22 protein-coding genes are annotated in these 22,596 nt (G+C 71.8%); 7 read left to right on the top strand and 15 right to left on the bottom strand.

What is annotated here, in order from left to right; genetic code table 11:
• Positions 1-36 precede the first annotated feature (36 nt).
• Positions 37-1,158 (top strand): nucleotide disphospho-sugar-binding domain-containing protein, encoded by a 1,122-nt coding sequence (locus OHA65_RS03080; protein ID WP_405761070.1) that lies wholly within the window; start codon positions 37-39, stop codon positions 1,156-1,158.
• A gap of 67 nt (positions 1,159-1,225) precedes the next feature.
• Here OHA65_RS03080 and OHA65_RS03075 read toward each other — a convergent pair whose 3' ends face one another.
• Positions 1,226-1,555: a hypothetical protein gene (locus tag OHA65_RS03075; RefSeq protein ID WP_327281506.1), complete on the bottom strand. Its 330-nt coding sequence runs from the start codon at positions 1,553-1,555 to the stop codon at positions 1,226-1,228.
• Between the two features lie 369 nt (positions 1,556-1,924).
• Positions 1,925-2,476, bottom strand: a complete 552-nt coding sequence (locus OHA65_RS03070; protein WP_327281505.1) for a YciI family protein — start codon at positions 2,474-2,476, stop codon at positions 1,925-1,927.
• Positions 2,477-2,698: 222 nt separating this feature from the next.
• Between OHA65_RS03070 and OHA65_RS03065 the strand changes: the two genes are divergently transcribed.
• Entirely contained in the window at positions 2,699-3,820 is a 1,122-nt protein-coding gene (locus tag OHA65_RS03065) for an IS30 family transposase (protein WP_405759197.1), read from the top strand.
• A gap of 77 nt (positions 3,821-3,897) precedes the next feature.
• Here the strand turns inward: OHA65_RS03065 and OHA65_RS03060 are convergent, their stop codons facing one another.
• From OHA65_RS03060 to OHA65_RS03020, 9 genes are all read right to left on the bottom strand, one after another.
• Positions 3,898-4,779 carry an ABC transporter substrate-binding protein gene (locus OHA65_RS03060; protein ID WP_327285974.1) on the bottom strand — a complete coding sequence of 294 codons (882 nt, stop codon included), beginning with the start codon at positions 4,777-4,779 and terminating at the stop codon, positions 3,898-3,900.
• A gap of 157 nt (positions 4,780-4,936) precedes the next feature.
• On the bottom strand, positions 4,937-7,063 hold the full coding sequence (locus OHA65_RS03055) for an ABC transporter permease subunit (RefSeq protein WP_405761066.1): 2,127 nt from the start codon (positions 7,061-7,063) through the stop codon (positions 4,937-4,939).
• A gap of 52 nt (positions 7,064-7,115) precedes the next feature.
• The gene (locus tag OHA65_RS03050; protein WP_405763362.1) at positions 7,116-8,216 is read right to left on the bottom strand and encodes a glycine betaine/L-proline ABC transporter ATP-binding protein; all 1,101 of its coding nucleotides are present in this window, start codon (positions 8,214-8,216) and stop codon (positions 7,116-7,118) included.
• A 5-nt stretch (positions 8,217-8,221) separates the two neighbouring features.
• A complete protein-coding gene (locus tag OHA65_RS03045; RefSeq protein WP_327281503.1) occupies positions 8,222-9,754 on the bottom strand; it encodes a GMC oxidoreductase in 1,533 nt (510 codons plus the stop codon).
• Positions 9,755-9,781: 27 nt separating this feature from the next.
• Positions 9,782-11,266, bottom strand: coding sequence for an aldehyde dehydrogenase family protein (locus tag OHA65_RS03040; protein WP_327281502.1), 1,485 nt, complete (start codon positions 11,264-11,266; stop codon positions 9,782-9,784).
• Between the two features lie 178 nt (positions 11,267-11,444).
• Complete coding sequence (locus tag OHA65_RS03035; protein WP_405761063.1) at positions 11,445-12,371, bottom strand: DUF4344 domain-containing metallopeptidase; 927 nt, start codon at positions 12,369-12,371, stop codon at positions 11,445-11,447.
• A 244-nt stretch (positions 12,372-12,615) separates the two neighbouring features.
• Complete coding sequence (locus OHA65_RS03030) at positions 12,616-13,458, bottom strand: class I SAM-dependent methyltransferase (protein WP_328761418.1); 843 nt, start codon at positions 13,456-13,458, stop codon at positions 12,616-12,618.
• Positions 13,459-13,681: 223 nt separating this feature from the next.
• Positions 13,682-14,542, bottom strand: a complete 861-nt coding sequence (locus tag OHA65_RS03025; RefSeq protein ID WP_327281499.1) for an NmrA family NAD(P)-binding protein — start codon at positions 14,540-14,542, stop codon at positions 13,682-13,684.
• Positions 14,539-14,976, bottom strand: a complete 438-nt coding sequence (locus tag OHA65_RS03020) for a nuclear transport factor 2 family protein (RefSeq protein ID WP_405754406.1) — start codon at positions 14,974-14,976, stop codon at positions 14,539-14,541. The genes OHA65_RS03025 and OHA65_RS03020 overlap by 4 nt, the downstream gene beginning before the upstream one ends.
• An 87-nt stretch (positions 14,977-15,063) precedes the next feature.
• Here OHA65_RS03020 and OHA65_RS03015 point away from each other — a divergent pair, with 87 nt between their 5' ends.
• Together OHA65_RS03015 and OHA65_RS03010 are read left to right on the top strand one after the other, a co-directional pair.
• Positions 15,064-15,657 (top strand): helix-turn-helix domain-containing protein, encoded by a 594-nt coding sequence (locus tag OHA65_RS03015; protein ID WP_327281497.1) that lies wholly within the window; start codon positions 15,064-15,066, stop codon positions 15,655-15,657.
• A 51-nt stretch (positions 15,658-15,708) separates the two neighbouring features.
• Positions 15,709-17,205, top strand: a complete 1,497-nt coding sequence (locus OHA65_RS03010; RefSeq protein WP_405761059.1) for a class I adenylate-forming enzyme family protein — start codon at positions 15,709-15,711, stop codon at positions 17,203-17,205.
• Between the two features lie 28 nt (positions 17,206-17,233).
• On the opposite strand, the gene sigJ is transcribed toward OHA65_RS03010, so the two are convergent.
• Entirely contained in the window at positions 17,234-18,208 is a 975-nt protein-coding gene (sigJ, locus tag OHA65_RS03005; protein WP_327281495.1) for an RNA polymerase sigma factor SigJ, read from the bottom strand.
• A 126-nt stretch (positions 18,209-18,334) separates the two neighbouring features.
• Between sigJ and OHA65_RS03000 the strand changes: the two genes are divergently transcribed.
• Both OHA65_RS03000 and OHA65_RS02995 read left to right on the top strand, forming a co-directional pair.
• Positions 18,335-18,724: a hypothetical protein gene (locus tag OHA65_RS03000; protein WP_327281494.1), complete on the top strand. Its 390-nt coding sequence runs from the start codon at positions 18,335-18,337 to the stop codon at positions 18,722-18,724.
• Between the two features lie 121 nt (positions 18,725-18,845).
• A complete protein-coding gene (locus OHA65_RS02995; protein ID WP_327281493.1) occupies positions 18,846-19,685 on the top strand; it encodes a class II glutamine amidotransferase in 840 nt (279 codons plus the stop codon).
• Here the strand turns inward: OHA65_RS02995 and OHA65_RS02990 are convergent.
• The 3 genes from OHA65_RS02990 to OHA65_RS02980 form a co-directional block, all read right to left on the bottom strand.
• Positions 19,677-20,624 (bottom strand): nucleoside hydrolase, encoded by a 948-nt coding sequence (locus OHA65_RS02990; RefSeq protein WP_405754402.1) that lies wholly within the window; start codon positions 20,622-20,624, stop codon positions 19,677-19,679. The two genes, OHA65_RS02995 and OHA65_RS02990, sit on opposite strands and share 9 nt — an antisense overlap.
• A gap of 123 nt (positions 20,625-20,747) precedes the next feature.
• On the bottom strand, positions 20,748-21,182 hold the full coding sequence (locus OHA65_RS02985) for a nucleoside deaminase (protein WP_328761415.1): 435 nt from the start codon (positions 21,180-21,182) through the stop codon (positions 20,748-20,750).
• Positions 21,179-21,997, bottom strand: a complete 819-nt coding sequence (locus OHA65_RS02980; protein WP_327281490.1) for an LLM class flavin-dependent oxidoreductase — start codon at positions 21,995-21,997, stop codon at positions 21,179-21,181. Before OHA65_RS02980 ends, OHA65_RS02985 begins: the two co-directional genes overlap by 4 nt.
• Before the next feature lie 93 nt (positions 21,998-22,090).
• Here OHA65_RS02980 and OHA65_RS02975 point away from each other — a divergent pair, with 93 nt between their 5' ends.
• Positions 22,091-22,537 (top strand): Lrp/AsnC family transcriptional regulator, encoded by a 447-nt coding sequence (locus OHA65_RS02975; RefSeq protein WP_327281489.1) that lies wholly within the window; start codon positions 22,091-22,093, stop codon positions 22,535-22,537.
• Positions 22,538-22,596 lie beyond the last annotated feature (59 nt).

Below are 22,596 nucleotides of genomic sequence, written 5' to 3'. Positions count from 1 at the left end.
CGGCCTCGATCGGCAGACCATTGGCAAGGAGAAACCGTGCGCATACTCTTCACCAGCCCGGCCGCGGCAGGCCACCTCTTCCCGATGATCCCGACCGCGCAGGCTCTGCGTGCGGCCGGCCACGAGGTGCTGTTCGCGGGCTCGCAGCCGCTGGACCGGCTGCGCGAGGCGGGTTTCCCGATCGTCGAGATCGGTGACGGCCGCACCATCCGGGACGTGTTCGAGCAGTCCACCAGTGAGGGGTCGCAGTACGTCACGCCTGACCTGACCCCGGACGAGATCCTCGACAGGGCGGCCCTCGGCTTCGCCCTCGTCTCCCGCTCCACCGTGGACGGCCTGCTGGACGTCGCCGAGAACTGGGGCGCCGACCTGCTGGTCTACGACTCCTTCCAGGCCTCCGCCCCGCTGGTCGCGGCCAAGCTCAAGATCCCGTCGGTGATCCAGAACTTCGGTGTCATGTCCGGCATCGACATGGTCGGCCGGATCGCCGCCAACTTCAGCGAGGCGTACGAGACGTACGGGGTGGCCGGGCCCGCCGGAGCCACCGCGCTGAACATCGTCCCCGCCTCACTCGGCGGCGACCCGGGCGGCCTGCGCATGCGCTACCTCCCGTACAACGGCGGCGGTACCGTCCCCGCCGAACTGCTCCGCCGCGGCACCCGCCCGCGCGTCGCCGTCACGCTGGGCACCGTGCTCACCGAGATGGACGGCGTCCGCTCCATCGTCTGCCTGATCGAGGCCGCCGCATCGGTGGACGCCGAGTTCCTGCTCGCCGTCGGCGACACCGACCTCACCGCGCTCGGTACGCTCCCGGACAACGTCCGCCCGTTGCCCTGGGTCCCGCTCGCCGAGCTCCTGACCGCCTCCGACGCCCTGATCCACCACGGCGGCTCCGGCACCCTGCTCACCGCCCTGCAGGCGGGCCTGCCCCAGCTCCTGCTGCCCCAGGGCGCCGACCACTTCACCAACGCCGACGCCCTCACCGCGACGGGCGCGGCCCTGCGCTCGGCCTCCGACGGCGTCGACACCCCGCTCCTCGCGCGACTCATCACCGACGCGTCCCTGCGCGAGGCCGCCGCCCGCCTCCGGGCGGAAAACGCCGCCCTGCCGACCCCGGCCGAAACGGTCCCCGCCCTGGAATCCCTGGTCACCTCCTGAGGCACGGCCACCCGCCGGTGGCGGGGTGCTCACCGCCCCGCCACCGGCACCGGCCGTCCTGGGCGGGTCAGTGGGTCGAGGTGAAGCCCGCTGACTGATCGAGGCGGAACGGTGCGCCCGGGCTCGCGGGTGACCAGCCGGCGGTGAGAGCGGTGCGGATGTCGTCCGCGACCCGGGCCGGTAGGACGGGGCTGCCGTGCGTTCCGAACCAGTTGCTCGGGTGCGGCTGGTTGGTGGTGACCACCAAAGTGGTTCCGGGAGACTCGGCGTGTTCGACCGCGTAGGCGAGCGGTGACACGGCCAGTCCCTGGTCGTACGTCGGCCGTCTGCGGAGTCGCCACCGGTAGGTGGTGCCGTCCACGGTGATGAGCCGCGAGCCCTTCTTGACCAGTGCCATGCCCACATCCTCCTTCGTCCACCGGGCTGGGCGTACACGGGGTGGCGTGTCCACCCGCGTCGCCGGCCCGGGGGCCGCTGTGTGGTCAGCGGCCGCCGGGGGCTTTGCCCGGGCCGGGCTGCGGGGAGGCATGGCCGCGGCCGTGGGGGCGTGCCTTGCGACGGGACGACGCAGGGGCGCGGTGCGGTGCCGGCGGGCCGTAGGCGGCGTCCCGGGGGGAGGGGGGTGCCGCCTACGGTCACCAGCTGCGGTGGACGCCCGTCTGCGGAGGCGTACCACCGTCATCGGCGCGTGTATCCCCGATTCCGGCCGCCAAACCCCGTCCGTCCACTCGTCCGCTGCGAGCTGGCCGCGGCGCGACGTGCCCGCTCATGATCGCCGTCCACCGAACTCCCAGTCGTGCACCTCGATTTCGGCGTACCGATGCGTGGTCAGGACGGCGCGTGCCGTCATCGGGGAGGCTGCCCGCAGCAGCGCCGCCGTGCCGAGCCATGCGCTGCCGTCGTCGGACAGCAGCGGCCCGTAGGCGATCAACGCGTCCCGGTCCGCGGGCACTTCCAGGTCGGCCGCGGCCCCCTCGCCGAGCCCGAGTACGAGGTACTGCTTGCCGCCCGTCCGGTCGCCGGGGAAGTCCCACATGGTGCGCCCGAGCGTGTTGCGCCAGCGGCGCAGGAGCACGTCGCGGTAGGCGCCGGCCTGGTAGCCCGGCTCGTCGAAGGCGAACGCGCGGGCTGCGGCGGGGTCGGGGAGGTCGAGGGCGTGGACGCTTCCGGTGAGCGTCTCGCCGTCATCGCCGAACGTCGGCCCCCGGGCGATCATTTCCTTCGCGTACCGGTCCATGTACGACCAGTGCTCTTCGAGCAGTTCTTCGCGCAGTCGCAGGGAACCGGGCCGGTCGCGGTGGTAGACGAGGAATTCCATGCCGAGAGGATGCGTGGCAGCGGCGATCTTGTCGAGCCACGAGGGCCCACCCCCCGCCTCGACCCGGACGGCCCCCGCCCCACCCTTGAGTTCTAGTGATCGTCGCAACACCCCGATTCGGGGAGTGCGATGGACTTCGAGATCCGGGACCGTTCAGTCAACCGGGGACGCCGTTCGCTGACCGAGGAACGGCGTGCCTACCTTCAGCTCATGCAGCAAGGCGTGAGCAGTCGGGAAGCGTGCCGGATCGTCGGTATCAACCTCAGGACGGGGAAGCGGTGGCGTAACGGCCGCGCCCCGTCCGGCAGGACCGGAAGGGCGCTACCGCTCACAGCGGTAGCGCCCTCGTCCGGTCCTTCGCGCTTTCTGCGCGAGGCGGACCGGATCCACATCGCCGACCGGCTACGCGAGAAGGCAGCCATCCGTACGATCGCGGCCGAGCTGGGCCGCAGCCCGTCCACGGTCAGCCGGGAGATCCGCCGCAATCGGCACCCGGGTAACGGCCAGTACCGGCCGCACGCGGCCCAGGCCCGCGCCGACGCCCGCCGGCCCCGCCCCAAGCCGGGGAAGATCGGCCAGAACCCCGTGCTGCAGGACTTCGTCCAGGACGGCCTGGACCTGAAGTGGAGCCCGGAGCAGATCTGCGAGAGTCTGCGCCGGACTTTCCCCGACCGGCCGGAGATGCACGTGGTCCACGAAACGATCTACCAGGCCCTCTACGTCCAGGGCCGCGGCGAACTGCGCCGAGAGCTGGCCCGCGCCCTGCGTTTGGGACGCGCCCGCCGCACACCGCGCCGCCAGGCCCAGCAGCGCCAGCCCCGCTTCACCACCCCGATGGTCATGATCAGTGAACGCCCGGCCGAGGTCGAGGACCGGGCCGTGCCCGGCCACTGGGAAGGCGACCTGATCATCGGCAAAGACAACGGCTCCGCGATCGGCACCCTCGTCGAACGCGCCACCCGCTACGTGATGCTCCTGCACCTGCCCGACGGCCGCAGCGCGGAACACGTCCGCGACGCCCTCGTCGAGACGGTTCAGACGCTGCCCGCACACCTGGTGCGCTCGCTGACCTGGGATCAAGGCAGCGAAATGGCGGCGCACGGCTCGTTCACCGATGCCACCGACATCCCGGTCTACTTCTGCGACCCCGCCAGCCCTTGGCAGCGCGGCTCGAACGAGAACACCAACGGCCTGCTGCGGCAGTACTTCCCCAAGGGCACCGACCTGTCCGTCCACGGACGCGACCACCTCGACGCCGTCGCGGCCCAGCTCAACGGGCGCCCACGCAAAACGCTCGGCTGGGAGACCCCAGCCGAGCGCCTGCATAAACTACTTGCCGCCTGATCAAACCAACCAGGTGTTGCGACGATCCCTAGAAACCGCCACCGTGCGGGGGCCGTCCGGAAGGGACGTGCGCAAGGTCAGCCCAGCCACGGCCGCCAGACCTGTTCGTGGCGCTCGACCCACTTCTTCGCCGCCTGCTGCGGCGAGAGCTTCTCCTCGGCGATCATCAGGGCCACCTCGTTCTGTTCCGCCGTGGTCCAGCGGAACTTCTTCAAGAACGCGGCCGCCTTGCCCCCCGACTCGGCGAAGCGCGTGTTCAGGTACTTCTGCAGCGGCGTGTGCGGGTAGGCGCAAGCCACCTTCTCCGGGACGTCCGCGCAGCCCTCGGTGTACTCGGGGAGCTTCACCTCGGTCATCGGGACCCGCTCGAACAGCCACTGCGGCTTGTACCAGTACGTCAGGAAGGGCTTGCCCTCCTTGGCGAACTGCTTGATCTGGGTGATCTGGGCCGCCTCGGAGCCGGCGAAGACGACCTCGAAGTCGAGGCCCAGGTTCTTCACCAGCGCCTTGTCGTTCGTGACGTAGGACGGGGAGCCGTCCATCAACTGGCCCTTGCCGCGGCTCTCGGCGGTGCGCAGCTGATCGGCGTACTTGTCGAGGTTCTTCCAGTCGGTGACGTCGGGGTGGGCCTCGGCGAAGTAGGTCGGGACGAACCAGCCGATGTGGCCCGTCACGCCCAGGTCGCCGCCCCGGGTGATCGTCTTCTTGCCCTCGACGTACCGTTTCTCCTGCTCGGGGTGGCCCCAGTCCTCCAGGATCGCGTCGACACGGCCCTGGCTGAGGGCGTCCCAGGCGGGGACCTCGTCGACCTGCACGGTGTCCACGCGGTAGCCCAGCTCGTGTTCGAGGAGGTAGGCGGCCACGGCGGTGTTCGCCTGCGCGCCGACCCAGGACTGGACGGAGAGGGTGACGGTCTTCGCGCCCTGCGCGGCGGCGTACGGGGAGGCCTGGCGGGTCATGTCGGCCGCTCCGCAGCCGGTGAGTACGGCGAGCCCGGTCGCTGCCGCGAGCAGGGCGGAGCCCCGGCGGCCGAGGCGCCCGCGTCTGTCGCGTCCTGCGTCTGCGGCATCACCGGCATGTCCGTCGCGTCCTGCGTGGAAGGGTCGGTTTCGCATCTCAGGCCTCCTTCGCGGGCTGGGTGACGCGGTCGAGCAGCAGGCCGAGGCATACGATCGCGGCGCCGGCCACGAGGCCGGTGGCCAGGTCGCCCTGCGCGAGGCCGAGGACGACGTCGTAGCCGAGCGCGCCGCCGCCGACCAGGCCGCCGATGATGACGACGGCGAGGACCAGCACCACCGCCTGGTTGACGGCGAGCAGCAACGCGGGCCGCGCCAGTGGCAGTTGGACCTGCCACAGCTGCTGCGAGCGGGTAGCGCCCAGCGACCGGGCGGATTCCAGCGCGGCCGGGTTCACCTCGCGCAGGCCCTGCGTGGTGATCCGTACGACGGCCGGAAGCGCGTACACGACCGCGGCGGCCGCGGCCGGCGCCCGGCCGACCCCGAACAGCGCGACCACCGGAATGAGGTAGACGAACTGCGGCAGGGTCTGGCACACGTCGAGCACCGGGCGCAGCGCCCGCTGCGCGCGGTCGCTGCGCGCGGCGCCCACCGAGATCGCGAAGCCGAGTGCGAGGGTGACGGCGACGGCGGCGAGCACCTGGGAGAGCGTGTCGAGGGAGGCGTCCCACACGCCGAGCACCCCGACGGCGGCGAGGGCGAGGACGGCCGTGAGCGCGGTGCGCCAGGTGCCGACGAGCAGGGCGAGCGCTGCGGCGAGCAGCAGGAGCAGCCACCAGGGCGCGGCCTGGAGACCGCTGCGCAGGGGGTCGAGGATCCAGCCGGTGAAACGGGCGGCCCAGTCGGCGCTGCCGCCGACGACGGGCACACCGGAGTACAGGTGGGCGGTCATCCAGGCGACCGCCTCGTTCACGGGCCCGGCGATGGACACCGTCCAGGACGTGGGCCACAGCGTCGTGCCCCCGATGCGGCCGCCGACGGCGACGGCCACCGCCACGAGGACGGTGAGCAGCCATCCGTACCATCCGTCGAACACGCGGAGCAGTAGCTGCCGTGCGCTGCTCCCGGGGGTCTCGGGGGCGCCGATCCGCTGGCCCGCCGCGTCGGCGGTGCGGTCGAGGACCACGGCGAGCAGCACGATCGGGATGCCCGCGGCCAGGGCGGCACCGACGTCGACGGACGCGAGGGCCTGGTAGACGCGGTCGCCGAGGCCGCCCGCGCCGATCACGGAGGCGATCACGGCCATCGAAAGGCCGGTCATGATGGCCTGGTTGACGCCGAGCAGCAGCTGCCGGCGGGCGAGCGGCAGCCGGGCGGTCAACAGCCGCTGGCGGCCGGTGGCGCCGAGCGAGGCGGCCGCCTCCAGCACTCCCGCGTCGGCCTCGCGCAGGCCGAGGGCGGTCAGGCGGGCCATCGGCGGGGCGGCGTAGACGACGGTGGCCAGTACGGCGGCGGGTACGCCGATGCCGAAGACCAGCACCATCGGCAGCAGGTACGCGAACGCCGGCAGGATCTGCATGGTGTCGAGCAGGGGGCGCAGGACGCGGTCGGCGCGCGCGGAGAGCCCGGCCGCCAGTCCGAGCAGCCCGCCGACGGCGACGGAGGCGGCGACGGCGACGACCATCAGCGCGAGCGTCTGCATGGTCGGCACCCACATGCCGAGCAGCCCGCATGCGGCGAAGGCACAGGCGCAGGTCAGGGCGAGCCGGACGCCGGCCAGTCGCCAGGCCACCAGGGCGGCCAGCGCGGTGACTCCGGTCCATCCCGCGGCGAGCAGGACGACGTAGACGGCGCGGACGGACACGACCACGGCGTTGCTGATGTGGCCGAAGAAGTAGAGGAACAGCGGGTGGCTGTCCCGGTGGTCGATGATCCAGTCGCCGGCCCGGCCGAGCGGGCCCGAGAGGTCCACGGCCAGGGCCGAGGGCCAACTGCCGGAGGCCGGAAAGACGATGGCGAGCGGGACCAGCACGGCGGCGGCCACCGCGAGGGGCAGGAGCAGCCCGCGGCCGAGGGGGCGTCCGAACAGGGACGGGCCGCTGCGCGGTCGGTCCGCCGTCCCGGCCCCGGCACGGTCCGCCCCGCGGCCTGCGGTGCCGCGGCCCCCAGCGGGGCTCTCCGCCGCAGGGCGGCCCGCGGCGAGGCGCTCCGCCTCCCCGGGCCGGCCGGACGACTGCGGGGCGCCGGGCCGGGACGGTTCGCGTGCGGGGGCCGTGGCCGCGGTCATCCGGACCACCGCCCGGTGCCGCGGGCGGGGACGGGGGGCCGGACGATGCCGGTCATGCCGCCACCTCCCGTCCGGTCGCGGCCGGGATCCCGGCCACCACGGCGAGCAGCGCGGCCTCGTCGACGACGCCGAGACACCGGCCGCCGTGGTCGACGACCCGGGCCGGGCCACCGCTGCGGACGACGGCCTCGATGGCGTCGGCCACGGTCGTGGCGGGGGGCAGGGCGGGGCCCTGCCCGGCCGTGTCGGCCGTGGCGGGGCGCATCGCGCTGCGCACGGTGAGGACCTGTTCGCGGGGGACGTCGCGGACGAAGTCCCGTACGTAGTCATCGGCGGGCGAGCCGACGATCTCCTCCGGCGTGCCCAACTGCACGATGCGGCCGTCCCGCATCAGCGCGATGCGGTCGCCCAGGCGCAGGGCCTCGGCGAGGTCGTGCGTGATGAAGACCATGGTGCGGCCCTCCTCGTGGTGGAGCCGGGCGACCTCGTCCTGCATCTCGCGCCGGATGAGCGGGTCGAGGGCGCTGAACGGCTCGTCGAACAGCAGCACTTCCGGGTCGGCGGCGAGGGCCCGGGCGAGCCCGACGCGCTGCTGCTGGCCGCCCGACAGCTGACCGGGACGGCGCTCTTCGAGGCCGGCCAGGCCGACCTTCTCGACCATCTCGGCCGCCTTCCGACGGCGTTCGGCGCGGCCGATGCCCTGGATCTCCAGGCCGTAGGCGACGTTGTCCAGGACGCTGCGGTGCGGGAGCAGGCCGAAGTGCTGGAAGACCATGGCGGCCCGGTGGCGGCGCAGTTCGCGCAGCCGGCCGGAGTCCATCGCGAGGACGTCCTCGCCGTCGAGGGCGAGGGCCCCGGCCGTGGGCTCGATCAGCCGTGTGAGGCACCGTACGAGGGTGGACTTGCCCGAGCCGGACAGACCCATCACGACGAAGACCTCGCCCTTACGGACGTCGAAGCTGACGTCGCGGACGGCCGCCGTGCAGCCGGTGCGTTCGCGCAGCTCGGCGGCGGGCATCCCGGCGTGTTCGGAACCGGGGACCTTCGCCGCCGCGCCCTTGGGGCCGAAGACCTTCCAGAGGCCCTTGACCGAGAAGACGGGAGCTTCGGCAGGTGTGGCGGGGACGTCAGGTGCAGGAGGAGCGACGGGCATGGCGTTCACCGGGTACCGCCTTCCAGGGCCAGCAGCTCGGCGGCCTTTTCGCCCACCATGAGGACTCCGATCATCGGGTTCACCGCGGTCATCGTCGGAAAGACGGAGGCGTCCGCGATGCGGATCCCCCGAAGGCCCCGCACCCGGAGGTCGGGTCCCACGACGGCGGTGGGATCGTCGGCGGCGCCCATCTTGCAGGTGCCCGCCGGGTGGTAGACGGTGTGCGCGACCGAGCGGGCGTACGCGCTCAGCGCCTCGTCATCGGTGACCTCCGGGCCGGGACAGACCTCCCGCTTCAGCCAGCCGGCCAGCGGTTCGGTGGCGGCGATCTCACGGGCGAGCTTGATGCCGTCCACGAGGGTGCGGCCGTCGTAGTCCTCTTCGTCCGTGAAGTACCGGAAGTCCAGGGCGGGTTTGACCTCGGGGTCCGCGCTGGTCAGGTAGAGGCGGCCGCGGCTGCGGGGCTTGGGGATGTTGGGGGTCATCGACACCCCGTGCGCGGGGCGTTCGTAGCCGATGCGCTCCGGGTTGTCCGTGAAGGGCACCTGGTAGAAGTGGAACATCAGGTCGGGGCCCTGGGATTGCGGGTCGCGCTGCACGAACAGGCCGGCGTCGCTGTCCATCGCCGAGTTCTCCGGGATCGGACCGTCGGTCTCCCAGACGATCACCGACTCCGGGTGGTCGAGCAGGTTCTCGCCCACCCCGGGCAGGTCGTGCACCGGCGGGATGCCGAGGGCTTCCAGGTCGGCGCGGGGGCCTATGCCGGAGTGCAGGAGCAGGCGCGGTGTGTCGACGGCGCCCGCGCAGACGAGCACCTCCCGGCGCGCGGTGATCAGGGATTGCGTGCCGTCCCCGGCACGTACGTGGACACCGCGCACCCGGGGGCCTTCGAGTTCGAGGCGGTGCGCCCAGGTCTCCAGGAAGAGGTGGAGGTTGGGGCGTTCGTCCAGTACGGGGTGGAGGTAGGCGACCGAAGCGGAGGAGCGCTTGTTGTCCTCCGGGTGGTAGGCGAGGTCGAAGAAGCCGGCGCCCTCGTGGAACGGCTTGCGGTTGAAGCCCTCGACGAGCGGTACGCCCAGGGCCGACTGCGCGGCGTCGACGAAGTCGCGGGCGATGGCGTTGCGGTCCTTCTCGGCCACCGGAACGATGTTGTTGAGGAGCTTGTCGAAGTAGGGCTCCATGGCGGCGGCGTGCCAGCCCTCGGCGCCGGCCTGCGACCACTCGTCCCAGTCGGACGGCAGCGGCTTGAAGGCGATCAGGGTGTTGTGCGAGGAACAGCCGCCGAGGACGCGGGCGCGGCTGTGCCGGATGTGGGAGTTGCCGCGCGGCTGCTCGGTGGTGGGGTAGTCGTAGTCGAGTTCGCCGCCCAGCAGGCCCATCCAGCGGCGCAGGGTGAGCACCTCGGGCCGGTCGACGTCGCTGGGGCCGCCCTCGATCACGGCGACGGTGGTGCCGGGGTCCTCGGTCAGGCGCGAGGCGATGACCGAGCCGGCGGTTCCGCCGCCGACGACGACGTAGTCGAATTCGTGCACGCTCATGTCGGTGTCGATGGTTCTCCTCCTCCTTCAGCCCGCGAACCAACGCACGGGGCGCGGAGCGAGGTTCTGGTACACGTGCTTGGTCTCGCGGTACTCGGCCAGGCCCGCCGGGCCGAGCTCGCGCCCGATGCCGGACTTGCCGAAGCCGCCCCACTCCGCCTGCGGCAGGTAGGGGTGGAAGTCGTTGATCCAGACGGTGCCGTGGCGCAGCCGGCCCGCGACGCGGCGGGCACGGCCCTGGTCGGCGGTCCACACGGCGCCGGCGAGTCCGTACTCGGTGTCGTTGGCGAGCGCGACGGCTTCGGCCTCCGTACGGAACGTCTCGACGGTCAGGACCGGTCCGAAGACCTCCTCCCGCACGACGCGCATCCCGCGGTGGCAGCCGTCCAGGACGGTCGGCCGGTAGAAGTAGCCGGGCCCGTCCGGGCGGCAGCCGCCGGAGCGCAGTACCGCGCCCTCGGCGAGGGCGGAGGCCACGTACTCCTGCGTCCGCGCGAGCTGGGCCGCGGAGACCAGGGGCCCGCACTCGACGCCGGGGTCGGTGCCGCGGCCGAGACGGATCCGGTCGGCCCGGCGGGCGAGTTCGGCGACGAAGCGCTGGGCGGTGCTCTCCTCGATGATGAGGCGGGAGCCGGCGGAGCAGACCTGGCCGCTGTGCATGAAGGCGGCATTGAGCGCCTGGTCGACGGCGGTGTCGAATCCCTCGTCCGTTGCACAGGCGTCGGCGAAGACGACGTTCGGGTTCTTGCCGCCGAGTTCGAGGGCGACCTTCTTCACGGATTCGGCCGCCGCACGCATGACCTTCGTACCGCTGGCGAGGCCGCCGGTGAAGGAGACGAGGTCGACATCGGGGTGGGCGGAGAGGCGTGCGCCGACGGGGTCACCGGCACCGGTCACCACGTTGGCGACACCGGCCGGCAGCCCGGCTTCGACCAGCAGGCCGATGAGTTCCACCGTGGACAGCGGGGTGATCTCGCTCGGCTTGAGGACGAACGTGTTGCCCGCGGCGAGGGCCGGGGCGATCTTCCAGCTGGCCTGGAGCAGCGGGTAGTTCCAGGGGGTGATCAGCGCGCAGACACCGACCGGTTCGTGGACGACGACACTGTGGATGTCGGGGGAGCCGGCGTCGACCACGCGTCCCGCGCTCTCGCCGGTGACCAGGTCGGCGAAGTAGCGGAAGGCGTCGCAGACGCAGTCCACGTCGACCCGTCCCTCTTCCAGGGTCTTGCCCGCGTCCCGGCTCTCCAGCAGCGCGATGCGCTCGCGGTCGCGCTGGAGCAGGTCGGCGGTGCGGCGCAGTAGGGCGGCACGCTCCGTGACCGGGGTCTGCGGCCACTCGCCGCCGTCGAAGGCGGCCCGGGCGGCGCCGACGGCGGCGTCGGTGTCCGCGGTGCCGCCCTCGGCGATGACTGCGAGGACGGTGGCGTCCGCCGGGTCCAGGACCTCACGGGTGGCTCCTGAGACCGCGGACCGCCACGTTCCTGCGATGTGGATGGTTCTCTGCTCCGACACGACGCGCTGTACCTCCGCTTCCGACACCGCGGCTCACCCGCGATGCATGTTGCATTTGGCGCGCTTGCCCAGGGCCTCGCCACACATGCCACATCGGTCACTGGAAGTGACGGGAGTCACGCCACGTAAAGGCGGCCCGCCCGGCGTCGGCGGGCGGGCGGCTGGTGGCGATGAAGGTCTATTGCTGGCTGCGGATCTCGTCGAGCTTCTCCGCGAACGCCTTCGTCTCCGCGATCAGCTGCGCGCGGGCGTCCGCCTGCCTCTTGTCGCCCTGGTCCTTGAACGCCGACGTGAAGTGCGGCTGGAGCTGCGTCCACCAGCCGTTGTCGAGCATCGCCCAGGCCTGGGGACACAGCGGGGCGCGGGATTTCGGCAGGTAGCCGGTATCCACCAGAGGGCCGCCGAACTTCTTGGGATCGCTTCCGTAGAGGGAGCAGAGGAAGTTGAAGACCCGCTGCTGCGTGACGGGGTGGTCGCTGGAGAGCCCTTCCAGGGTCAGCTCGCCCTGCCTGCGGGCCGCTTCGTCGAAGACGAGTGCCCCTGCCAGCGACGGATCCGGTCCGACCTCGTTGACGGTGTAGAACGATGCGAACCCGTCGGCGGCGTCCTCTTCGAGACCGAGGTTCGGCAACATGAGCTGACGTTGCAGGGCGTGGCCCAACTCGTGGCCGAAGACGAACTGGGTCGACAGCGCGGTCAGATCGTCGGCGTTGTACTTGTCCTGGGGGAACAGGGCGGGACGTTTGACGGTCTTGGCCACGTCGCCGGCGAGTCCCCGGGTCTGCGTGAGGAACGCCGGGGACACGTAGATCGTTCTGCCATCGGGTTGGGCGACCGCATCCGTAACGCCCGGCGGGAGCTTGCCGGTGACCTTCACGGCCAGGTCGTGCGGGAGGGCGACCGACTTGTTCATCCAATCGGCCGCCTGCTCCAGGACGCGGGACTTCCGGATCACCTCTACGGCCTGCCGGTCCTTCGGTTCGATCGTGTCGTCTTCGTAGACGACCGTGACCTTGCCCTTGGCGTCGTCCTTGCCGTCGTCGCTGGTGCACGAGACGACCGTGAAGCCGACGATGAAGAGCGCCCCCGCCACGGCGGTCCGCACAGCGCTTGAGTGGCCACCATTGCTCAGCACCCGGTCGGCTCCCTTCCCGGCGAGCGGCGTCGCGGGGTCGTACGGACGGTCCGCCGGCGGACGCAGCACCCGCATCCGACACGCGGACCAGTGGCATGGAGAGGGTCGACCCCATTGTTCCGGTCGGTCCCCGTCGCCGGCCCGCGACACGACGGTCGCGGCGCCCCGGCGCGACACGGCACCGACCGGGCGCGGGACCGCGCGCGGGCCGGACCTATTCGGGTGCGGTGCCGCTCCGGCGGGCGGTGACCAGGAGGTACTCCCACTCCATCACCCCGTCCTGGAGCGCGCCGCCCGCCAGTTCGTCGAGGGCCCGGTCCAGGGCGGCGGTCTTCTCGGGATCGTCGGCGATGTTCCGGTAGACCGCGATCGTCGGCCCGTAGGTGGCCTTGAAGAACGCGCGGAAGTCCGCGGGCTCCGCGAAGCGGTCCACGCGGACCGCCTGCCGTCGCGCCTCGACCCCCGTGACACGGTCACCGAGGAGCTCACGGACGTGTTCCTCCCGCCCCCACAGCGGCGGCGGCTGCGCCCCCGGCGGCGGTGGCGGCGCGTAAGGCTTCATGGTGGTGAACATGTGTCCGATGAACCCCTCCGGGGTCCAGCTGATCAGCCCGATCGTGCCGCCCGGCCGGCAGACCCGCAGCAGTTCGTCGGCGGTGTCCTGGTGGTGCGGGGCGAACATGACCCCCACGCAGGACATCACCGTGTCGAACGCTCCGTCGGCGAAGGGCAGCGCCTCGGCGTCGGCCTCCTGCCAGCGCAGCTCGGCGCCGCGCGCCGCCGCCTCCCGTTGCCCGACGTCCATCAGCTCGGGCGTGAGGTCGGAGGCGATCACGTCCCCGCCGGCCAGCGCGGCCGGAATGGCGGCGTTCCCCGACCCCGCGGCGATGTCGAGCACCCGGTCGCCGCGCTTCACCCCGCAGGCTTCGACCAGGACGGGTCCGAGGGCCCCGACGACCTCCTTGGCGACGGCCGAGTAATCGCCGAGCGCCCACATCGTCCGGTGCTTCGCCTTGAGCGCGCGGTCAGCGTCGCGCGCGTCCGCCGTCTCGGTCATGCCGCCCGCCTCCTTCGCCTGGTGTCGGATCCCCACCTCCTTCGAGCATAGGAACCCGCCCGGCCCCCAGCCCGGCGAGCGGCGGCGGCCGGCGGGCGCGGCTCCCGTACGCGTGCGGACGGCCGCGCCGGGCGCCGGCCCCGAGGGGGCCCGCTGTGCCCGGACACCCCCAGGCCCGCCCGCCCGCCCCGCCCACCCGCCTGCCCGGCCCGACATCGGTCGCCTAGGGCAACTCCCGCTCCGCAACGGCTCGGAAGCTGCCCGCGGGACGTCCGGTGATGCGTCGGACGGAGTCGGTGACCCGGTCCTCCGCTCCCTCGGAGATGGCCCGCTCCATGCCCGCCAGCATCGCGGCGAACTTCTCGGGCATCAGCCCGGCGAGCCGGGTGCGCATCTCGTCGTAGCCGATGGGGCGGTGGACCACGGGGCGGCCGGTCACCTCCGATACGACGGCGGCGATGTCGTCGTGGCTCAGGGCTTCCGGTCCGGTCAGTACGAGATCGGTGTTGGGGGCGTGGACGTCGGTCAGCGCGCGGACGGCCACGGCCGCGATGTCCTCGGCGTCGACGAAGGCGACCCGGCCGCGGCCGGTGGCGGTCACGATGAGGCCGTCCGCCCGGATGCTCCGGGCGTGCTCATGGCCGCCCGTGAAATTCTGCATGAACCAGGACGGCCGCAGTACCGCCCACTCGTCGAAGACGTCCGGCAGCGCTTGGTGCACCAGGCCCACGGCCGGCCCGCCCTTCGGGATGGAGGAGGCGCTCAGGAGCACCGCGCGCCGTACGCCGACGGCCCGGGCCCGATGCAGGAACGGCAGGACGACCGCCGCGGGGTCGGGATCGCCCACGGGTGGGATCACGTAGGTCCGGTCGACGCCGTCGAGGGCGGCGGCGTGGGTGCCGGGGTCGTACCAGTCGAAGCGGACCGGCTCGGCTCCCGCCACCGGGGTGCCCCTGCGGCTGGCCGCCCGGACCGCGTGACCGGCGGCCGCCAACAGTGCGACGGTGCGGCTGCCGGTGGTCCCGGTGGCACCGATCACGAGCGCGGTGGCGGCGCCAGCGGTGACGCCGTCGGCCCGGGTCATCGGGAGCTCCCTGCGAAATCGGTGCCGAGGTCGTGTAGCGAGAGTGGGTTCCAGTAGTCGCGGTAGGACGTGAAGCGCCCGTTCTCGACGGTCACGACGGCGATGTACGTCATGTCGAAGGGGTCGCCGGTCCGCACCAGCCGGCCGACGCCCCGCATCTCGACCACGATGGTCCGCGGATCGGCGGTCCGGTGGATCCGCAGGTCTGCGTCGGCGAAGTCGTGCAGATCGATGTGGTCGGGGTAGGGGCGCATGTATGCGGCGATCGCCGCCCGCCCGGCCAGCCGCGCGGGGCGGCCCGGGGGTGCGAACGGGAACTCCATCACCCCGTCTTCGGCCCACAGGGCGACCCAGCCGGGCACGTCCTTGGCGAGCAGGAGGCGCAGGCCGTGGCGGTACAGCTGGTCTGGGGAGGGTGATACGGCTTCGGACATGGGTATCCTCCGTCTCATAGAATGCGGACCCTGGGTCCGGTTTCGACAATACGGACTGCGGGTCCGTTTTTCAATTGGAGGAACCCCGTGCCCGAGCCCGAGCGCAAACCCCGCAAGGACGCGGCTCGTAACCGGCAAGCCGTCCTGGAGGCCGCCGACGCCCTCTTCGCGCGCTCCGAGAGCCCCGAGGACCTCACGACGGCAGACATCGCCGCAGCGGCCGGCGTGGGGAAGGGCACGCTCTTCCGGGCCTTCGGCGACCGCGCAGGCCTGCTCCGCGCGCTGTACGAGGCACGGCTCGAACCGGTCCGGGAAGCCGTGGAAGCCGGCCCGCCGCCCCTCGGACCCGCCACCCCGCCGCAGGAGCGCGCACTTGCCGTGCTGGATGCGGTCCTGTGCTTCAAGCTCGACAACCGTCGCCTGGCGCTGGCCCTGGAGGAGGGCGGGAGTGACGGTCTGTACCAGGCCGAACACTACGCGCGGTGGCACGGCCTGCTCCGCTCCGTGCTGGAGCAGATCCCCGGTCTGACCGAGGCCGACTTCACCGCCCACGCCCTGCTCGCCGCCACCCGGGCCGACCTGGTCGAGCGGCTGGCCGGCCGGGAAGACGTGCAGCGTGAACGGCTGCGGGCCCAACTGGCCGGCTACGTCGCAAGAGTCGTGGCCCCGCACACGCCGTAGGGCGGGCGGAACGGGCCGGCACGACAACGGGACGCAACGGAGGCGGTCCAGATGGGTGCACGGTATGTCGCAGACCTGATCGGTTCGTTGGAGCGGAACGCCGGACGGCCCGCGATCGGGGCCGGACCCGTCGTCATGGGGTTCTCCGAGGTGCTGGCCGACACGTACGGGCTGGCGGCCGCTCTTGCCGAGCTGGGGGTCGGACGCGGGTCGGGGCTGGCCTGCGTGACGGGCGGGAACCGGCCCGAGGTGCTGTTGGTGCGATTGGCCGCGCACGTGCTGGGCGCGCGGTTGACCCAGGTGATCGTCGGCCCCGCCACCCACGGCTTGGACTTCGTGCTGAGGGACTGCGCGCCGGTCGTGGTGGTGCACGACACCCCGGTGCCGGAGACGGGGGTCGCGCACATCGCGATGGCGGAGCTGATGCGGCTCGCCCGTGCCCGGGAAGGCCGGGCCGTGCCCCTGCGGGCGCGCGAGGACGACGTGGCGCGGGTGACCTACACCGGCAGCACCACGGGCAGGCCCAAGGGGGTGGCCTCCACCTTCGCCGCGATGGCGGACCGGACCGGTACCCGCGGCACGGGGGGTGGACCTGCGGAGTCCGTCTACCTGTCCGTCACCTCGCTCGCGCAGCGTTCCGGGGGCCGGTGCCTGGAGCACCTGCGCGAGGGCGGTCGGGTGGAGGTCCTCGGGCCCTTCGACGCGGGGGAGTTCGCCGCCGCCTGCCGACGGCTGGCGCCCGTGTCCACGTATCTGACGCCCTCGATGCTGTACCGGCTGCTGGACGACCCGGAGACCGCCGACGGCGTGCCGGGTCTCGTCCAGGTGTCGTACGGGAACTCCCCGGTCCACCCGGAGCGGCTCCGCCAGGCTCTGACGCGCTGGGGCCCGCAGCCGAGGTGGCGGCAGGGCTACGGGATGAACGAGGCCGGGGTGATCTGCCGGCTGTCTGCGGCCGACCACGACGCGGGAGTGATCGACCGGCCGTACCTCCTGGGATCCGTCGGCCGTCCCGCGCCCGGGGTGGACGTTCAGGTGCGCGACCGGGACGGGTCACCACGGGCGGAGCCGGGACGCACGGGGGAGGTGTGGGTGCGGTCCAAGATGGTGATGGCGGGCTACTGGAACCAGCCCGACCTCACGGCCCGGGTGGTGCGCGACGGCTGGCTCAGGACCGGGGACCTCGGCCACTTCGACGCCGACGGGTACCTCTACCTCGACGACCGGCTCAAGGACATCGTGATCGTGGACGGTGTGAACATCTACTGCGGTCCGGTCGAGACGGCCCTCACCCGGCATCCCGCGGTGGCCGAGGCCGCAGTGGTGGGCAGGCCGAGCGATCTCACCGGCGAGGAGGTGTGCGCCTTCCTGGTGCCCGTGCCGGGCCGCGCACCTACGGGCGCGGCGGCCGCCGAGGCGTGCCGGCAGGTGGCCGAGGCTCTCTCACCGGCCCACCGGCCGACCACCGTCTTCTGGGAGCCGGCCCTTCCGCTGACCGACCAGGGCAAGCCGGACAAGCGCGCGCTGAGGAAGCGGGCAGCCGCATAGGGCGGCGAAGCACGTCGTCGGAGCGGGGTCAGTGCGGTCCGATCTCGGTCCACGAGCGGAGTTTCTCCGGGTTGCGGACCGCCCAGATGCGAGTGATGCGGCCCTCGGCGAGGTCGAAGGCCGCCACGGTCACGGTGACGCCCGAGCTCTGGGCGACGAGGCCGGGCCGGCCGTTGACCGTCCGCTCCAGGAGCGTCAGCCCGGGTGCCTTGTCCGCGATGTGGATCAGGTACTGGGCGATGCGGTCGCTGCCCTCGACCGGGCGCAGGACGGTGCCGACCAGTCCGCCACCATCGGCGGTCATCGTGGCCCCGGGGTCGAGGAGGCCGACGAGGGCTCCGATGTCCTTGGCCTCCCACGCCTCTTTGAATTCCCGTACGAGACCCGCCTGCCCGGTCCTCGCCCCCGTCGGGGCCTGCGCGTCCGCGATGCGCCGACGGGCCGATGACGCCAGCTGGCGGCAGGCTGCCGGTGTCCGGCCGACGATCTCGGCGACCTCCGCGAACGGGTACCGGAAGACGTCGTGCAGGACGAACGCCACGCGTTCGGCCGGCGTCATCGACTCCAGTACGACGAGGAAGGCCATGCTCACCGACTCGTCCAGCGTGACCTGGTCCGCGGGGTCGGCCGGCTCGGCCCCGCCGCCGCCCGCCGGCCCGCCGATCCACTCCAGGAGGTCGGGCAGCGGCTCGGGTATCCACGTGCCGACGTAGCGCTCGCGCCGGACCCGAGCCGAGCCGAGCAGGTCCAGGCAGATGCGCGTGGCCACGGTCGTCAGCCAGGCGCCGGGCGACGCGATGGCCTGCTGCCGCTGCCGCGACATCGCGTACCACCGGGCGTAGGCCTCCTGTACGGCGTCCTCGGCCTCGGCCAGCGAACCGAGCAGCCGGTAGGTGAGATTGATCAGATGGCGCCGCTCGCCGACGATCTCGCCCGGGCCCGACTCGGACGGGCCGTGCCACGACTCGGATCGGCCCAGCCCCGGCGCGGATGGGGTGCTCATGGTCGCGACCGCTCCCTGTTCCTGTCGCCGACTTCTGCTCTTCGCCTCACGTTTCGCGGGCCCGTCTCGTCGGACTACCGAGACAGTACCGATCCACCGCCGTGAGGCAGAAGAGGGGACCACACCATGGCCGCACAGACGACGGCAGAACACCGCAGCCGCACGTTCCCGCAGGTCGCGATCGCCCTACAGACCCTGGCCATCTTCTTCCAGGCGGTCACCGCCGGACTGTTGCTGTCCACGTCCTACGGCGAGACGCTCCACGGCGTCGGAGCACGCGTGATGTACGGCGCGTCGATGCTGTACGTGCTCGCCGCGGTCCTGGCGTGGCGGCCGGGCGGCGGGTCGCCCCGGCCCGTCCTGCACGCGTCGGGTTTCCTCGTACTCGCCTCGGTCCAGGTGGTGTTGGGCATCGCGCACATATCGGCGCTCCACGTCCCGCTGGGCGTGCTCATGTTCGGCCTGAGCGTGCTGGCGCTGGGCCGGGCGCTCAGGGCGTGGGCCGACCCACGATAGCCCCGTCGCGGGAGTCGGCCATCGCGGCCGTCCCTCAGCCCCCAGGGTGGTGATGCGGCGGACGAGTGACGCTCGTACGCTCGAAGAGTAGTCGAAATGCTCCCCGGGAAGGGTGACGGCCATGTGTCGATGGCTCGCGTATTCGGGCACTCCGCTCCTTCTGGAGACCATCCTCTACAAGCCCGAACACTCCCTGATCGATCAGGGTCTCCACTCCCGTCTCGGGGTGGAGACGACGAACGGGGACGGATTCGGCATCGGCTGGTACGCGGAGGACTCAAGCACCGGCACCCCCGCGGTGGTACGCGACATCGGCCCGGTGTGGAGCAACCGCAACCTGCGGGAGATCGCGCAACACGTCAGGTCCCCGCTGCTCTTCGCCCACATACGAGCCTCGACGGGCACACCGGTCCAGCAGACGAACTGCCACCCCTTCCGTCACGGCCGGTGGATGTGGATGCACAACGGCTCCATCGCCGAATTCCACAAGCTGCGCAGGGAACTCTGCATGGCCGTGGACCCCGTCCTGTATGCCGACCTTGAGGGATCCACGGACTCGGAAGTGATGTTCTTCCTCGCGCTGACCTTCGGTCTGGACGCCGATCCTCCGGGGGCGGTGGCCCGGATGGCGGGCCTGGTGGAGCGCACGGGCCAGGCGCACGGCGTCGCCTCGCCCCTGCAGATGACCGTCGCCGTGACCGACGGCTTGTCGGTCTGGGCCTTCCGCTACGCCAGCTCGGGCGTCGCCCGGTCGCTCTACTACAGCACCAGGGTCGACTCGCTGCGCGCGCTCCACCCCGACATGCCGATCTTCCGGGAGTTGTCGGACGACACCCGCCTCGTCGTTTCCGAGCCGTTGGGCAATCTGCCGGGGGCGTGGAACGAGGTGCCCGAACACAGCTACGGCGTGGTGCGGGCAGGATTGGACGAACTCCGGCCGTTCACCCCCGTGTCAGCGTGACGGCCGGGCGCCCAGAGATGTCACGGCAGCGACCATCCGGTCCCAGAACGGGCCGGTGTCCAGTGTGAGCGCAACCTGCGCGTTCACCGGTCGGCCCGTGTACTGGTGCAGGTCCACGACGGTGGCTCCCCGTGTGTACCGCCCGTTCAGTTCGACGACGACGTTCGCGTCCACGCAGTGCACGATGGTCGGGTCGATCACCCGGGCGACGGCGACCGGATCGTGCAGGGGTGGGGCCCGGAACCCCCACAGCCTGCGGTAGCTGGACGCGAAGAAGGTCAGCAGCTCGGCGCAGATGCGTCCCAGATCGGTGTCCAAGGCCTCGAAGCGGGCGACGACCTCCGCTGTGGCGAGCGCTTGGTGCGTGACGTTGAGGCCGCACATGGTGACCTGAACACCACTGCGGAACACGATGTCCGCGGCTTCCGGGTCCGCTTGGACGTTGAACTCTGCGGCCGGGGTCCGGTTGCCCCGCTCCGTCGAACCGCCCATGAGGACGATCTCCCGGATGCGGGAGGCGGCATCGGGATGCCGGGTCAGCAGCAGGGCGATGTTGGTCAACGGACCCGTGGGGACGAGGGTGACCGGCTCCGGGTGTCCGGTCAGGATCCGGTGCATGAGGTCGACCGCGTGTTCGGCGGCCACGTCCACGGTGGGTTCGGGGAATCGCGGTCCGTCGAGGCCGGACGCGCCGTGCACGTCGTCCGCCACGCTCAGGGCTTGCACCAGGGGTTTGGTGCAGCCGGCCGCGATGGGCACGTCGGTGATGCCCGCGACCGTGCAGACCCGGCGCGCGTTGAGCGTGGTCTTCGCGAGGGTCTGGTTGCCCGCGACCGTGGTGATGGCCAGCAGGTCGACTGCGGGGTCACCCGCAGCCAGCATGATCGCGAGGGCGTCGTCGTGTCCAGGGTCGCAGTCGACGATGATCGGTACGGGCACGTACCCTCCTGCGGGGGCGCTGATCCCGCCATTGTGCTGCTCCGGCACCGCCGTGGCGAGGAGGCTTTCGGGCGGGGCGCGGGAAACTCCACGACGTACGCCGCTCCCGTCCGCCCCCTTGCGTCATTGCCGGTAGTACTCCTCGATGGGGGCCCGGGCCTCGTCGAACAGGGCCGGTCCGTCCTGCGGCACCGTCGGCCAGGCACCGGACGGCGGGTTGAGTTCGATGAGTTGCCCGGTGGAGAGCGCGTAGACCACACGGCCGAGTCCCGAGCGGACGATGGCGCCGGTGCACATCCCGCACGGCTGGCAGCTGGTGTACATGGTGGTGCGTGCGGCCGTGGCGGGGTCGAGTTCACGAGCCGCCCAGCGCGCGAGTTTCAGCTCCGGGTGGGCGGTGATGTCGTTGTCGCGCCGCACCGTGTTGTGGGCCTCTACGAGAACCGTGCCGTCCGCGCCGGCCAGCAGGGTGCCGTAGGGCGCGTCGCCCAGGGCGACGGCGCGGGCCGCGATCGCGATCGCGCGCCGCAGGAGCTCCTCGTCGGCAGTGGTGATCATGACGGTGTCCTCCAGTGTGCGGTCACGGCGGCCAGCGCCTGCCAGGCCTCCTCGGGTCGAAGAGTGGCCTGCGGATCTCCGTGGTAGGGATCGAGCACCACGGTCTCGGCGCCGAGATGGTGAAGTTGGTCGAGATCGTCGAGGATCTGTTCGATGGTGCCGGTGCCCGCGAGCCGCTCGGGGTCCTCGACCGGGGCGGTGGTCAGCCGCAGCGCGATGCGTGGCGCGAACCCCGGCAGCGCATGGTTCGCCACCACCGAACGGAGCCACGCAACGGTGGGCCGCAGCGGGTGCCAGGCGTCGCCGAACCTGATGGCGCGCCGGATCGCCGCGTCGCTGCTGCCGCCGACCCAGACGGGGATCGAAGTGGTGCGGTTGCCGGCCCCGTCGCGCCAGGCGCTGCGCAGGACGTCCAGGTATTCGTCGGTCAGCCTGCCGCGCGCGGCGAACGGCACGCCGAGCGCGTCGAATTCCTGACGTGCCCAGCCGACGCCCACCCCGAGCACGAACCTGCCACCGCTGAGCTGGTCGAGGTTGGTGGCCATGCGTGCCACCAGCAGCGGATGCCGGTAGGGAAGTACGAGCACGGTCGTGCCCAACCGCAGCGTGGTGGTGATGCCGGCCATCCAGGACAGCAAGGTGAACGGCTCGTAGAACGGTTCGGGGTACCGCTCGGCCAGGTCCGGGGTGACGGCCACGTGATCCGACACCATCAGGAGGTCGAAGCCGAGCCCCTCCACGGTCCGCGCCCACTCGCGCAGCATTCCGGGATCCGTTCCGGGCCCGAAGTTCGGTATGTTGACGCCCAGTTTCATGATCCGAGGCTATCTCGGTGATCAAGGAATTCGGAACCTACTTCTCCTGGTGCTGGCGTCGTTCTGCCATGAACTTGCCGGTAGGGTCGCGATATGACAGGCAATCTCGACGACATCGACTGGGCAATCATCGACCAGTTGCAGCAGGAAGCACGCATATCGCTCAGCGAGTTGGGGCGGCGGGTGAGCCTGAGCTCGTCGGCCACCACGGAACGGGTGCGGAACCTGGAGGCGATGGGCGTCATCTCCGGCTACCACGCCGTGGTCGACCTCTCCAAGGTCGGCTACCCCGTACTGGCCCTCGTCCGGTTGAAGTACCCGGGCAACCGCCACCAGCCGCTGCGCCGACTCCTCGCCGAGCGGCGGGAGATCCTGGAGTGCCTGCGCACCACCGGCGAGGACTGCTACACCCTGAAGGTGGCCGCGACCTCCATGGAGCACCTGGAGGCGCTCATGGACGAACTGGCCGGCTTCGGCAGTACGACCACGAGCGTCGTCTACCGGCAGACACTGCCCTACCGCGGCCCCACCCGGCCCTGACCGACGGCAACGGACCGGCCGGGCTACCCCTCCCGATGCGGACACAGGTACACGGCGAC

The organism is Streptomyces sp. NBC_00045, assembly GCF_045041095.1.
GTDB lineage: Bacteria > Actinomycetota > Actinomycetes > Streptomycetales > Streptomycetaceae > Streptomyces.
This window is presented reverse-complemented; position numbering and strand designations above follow the sequence as displayed.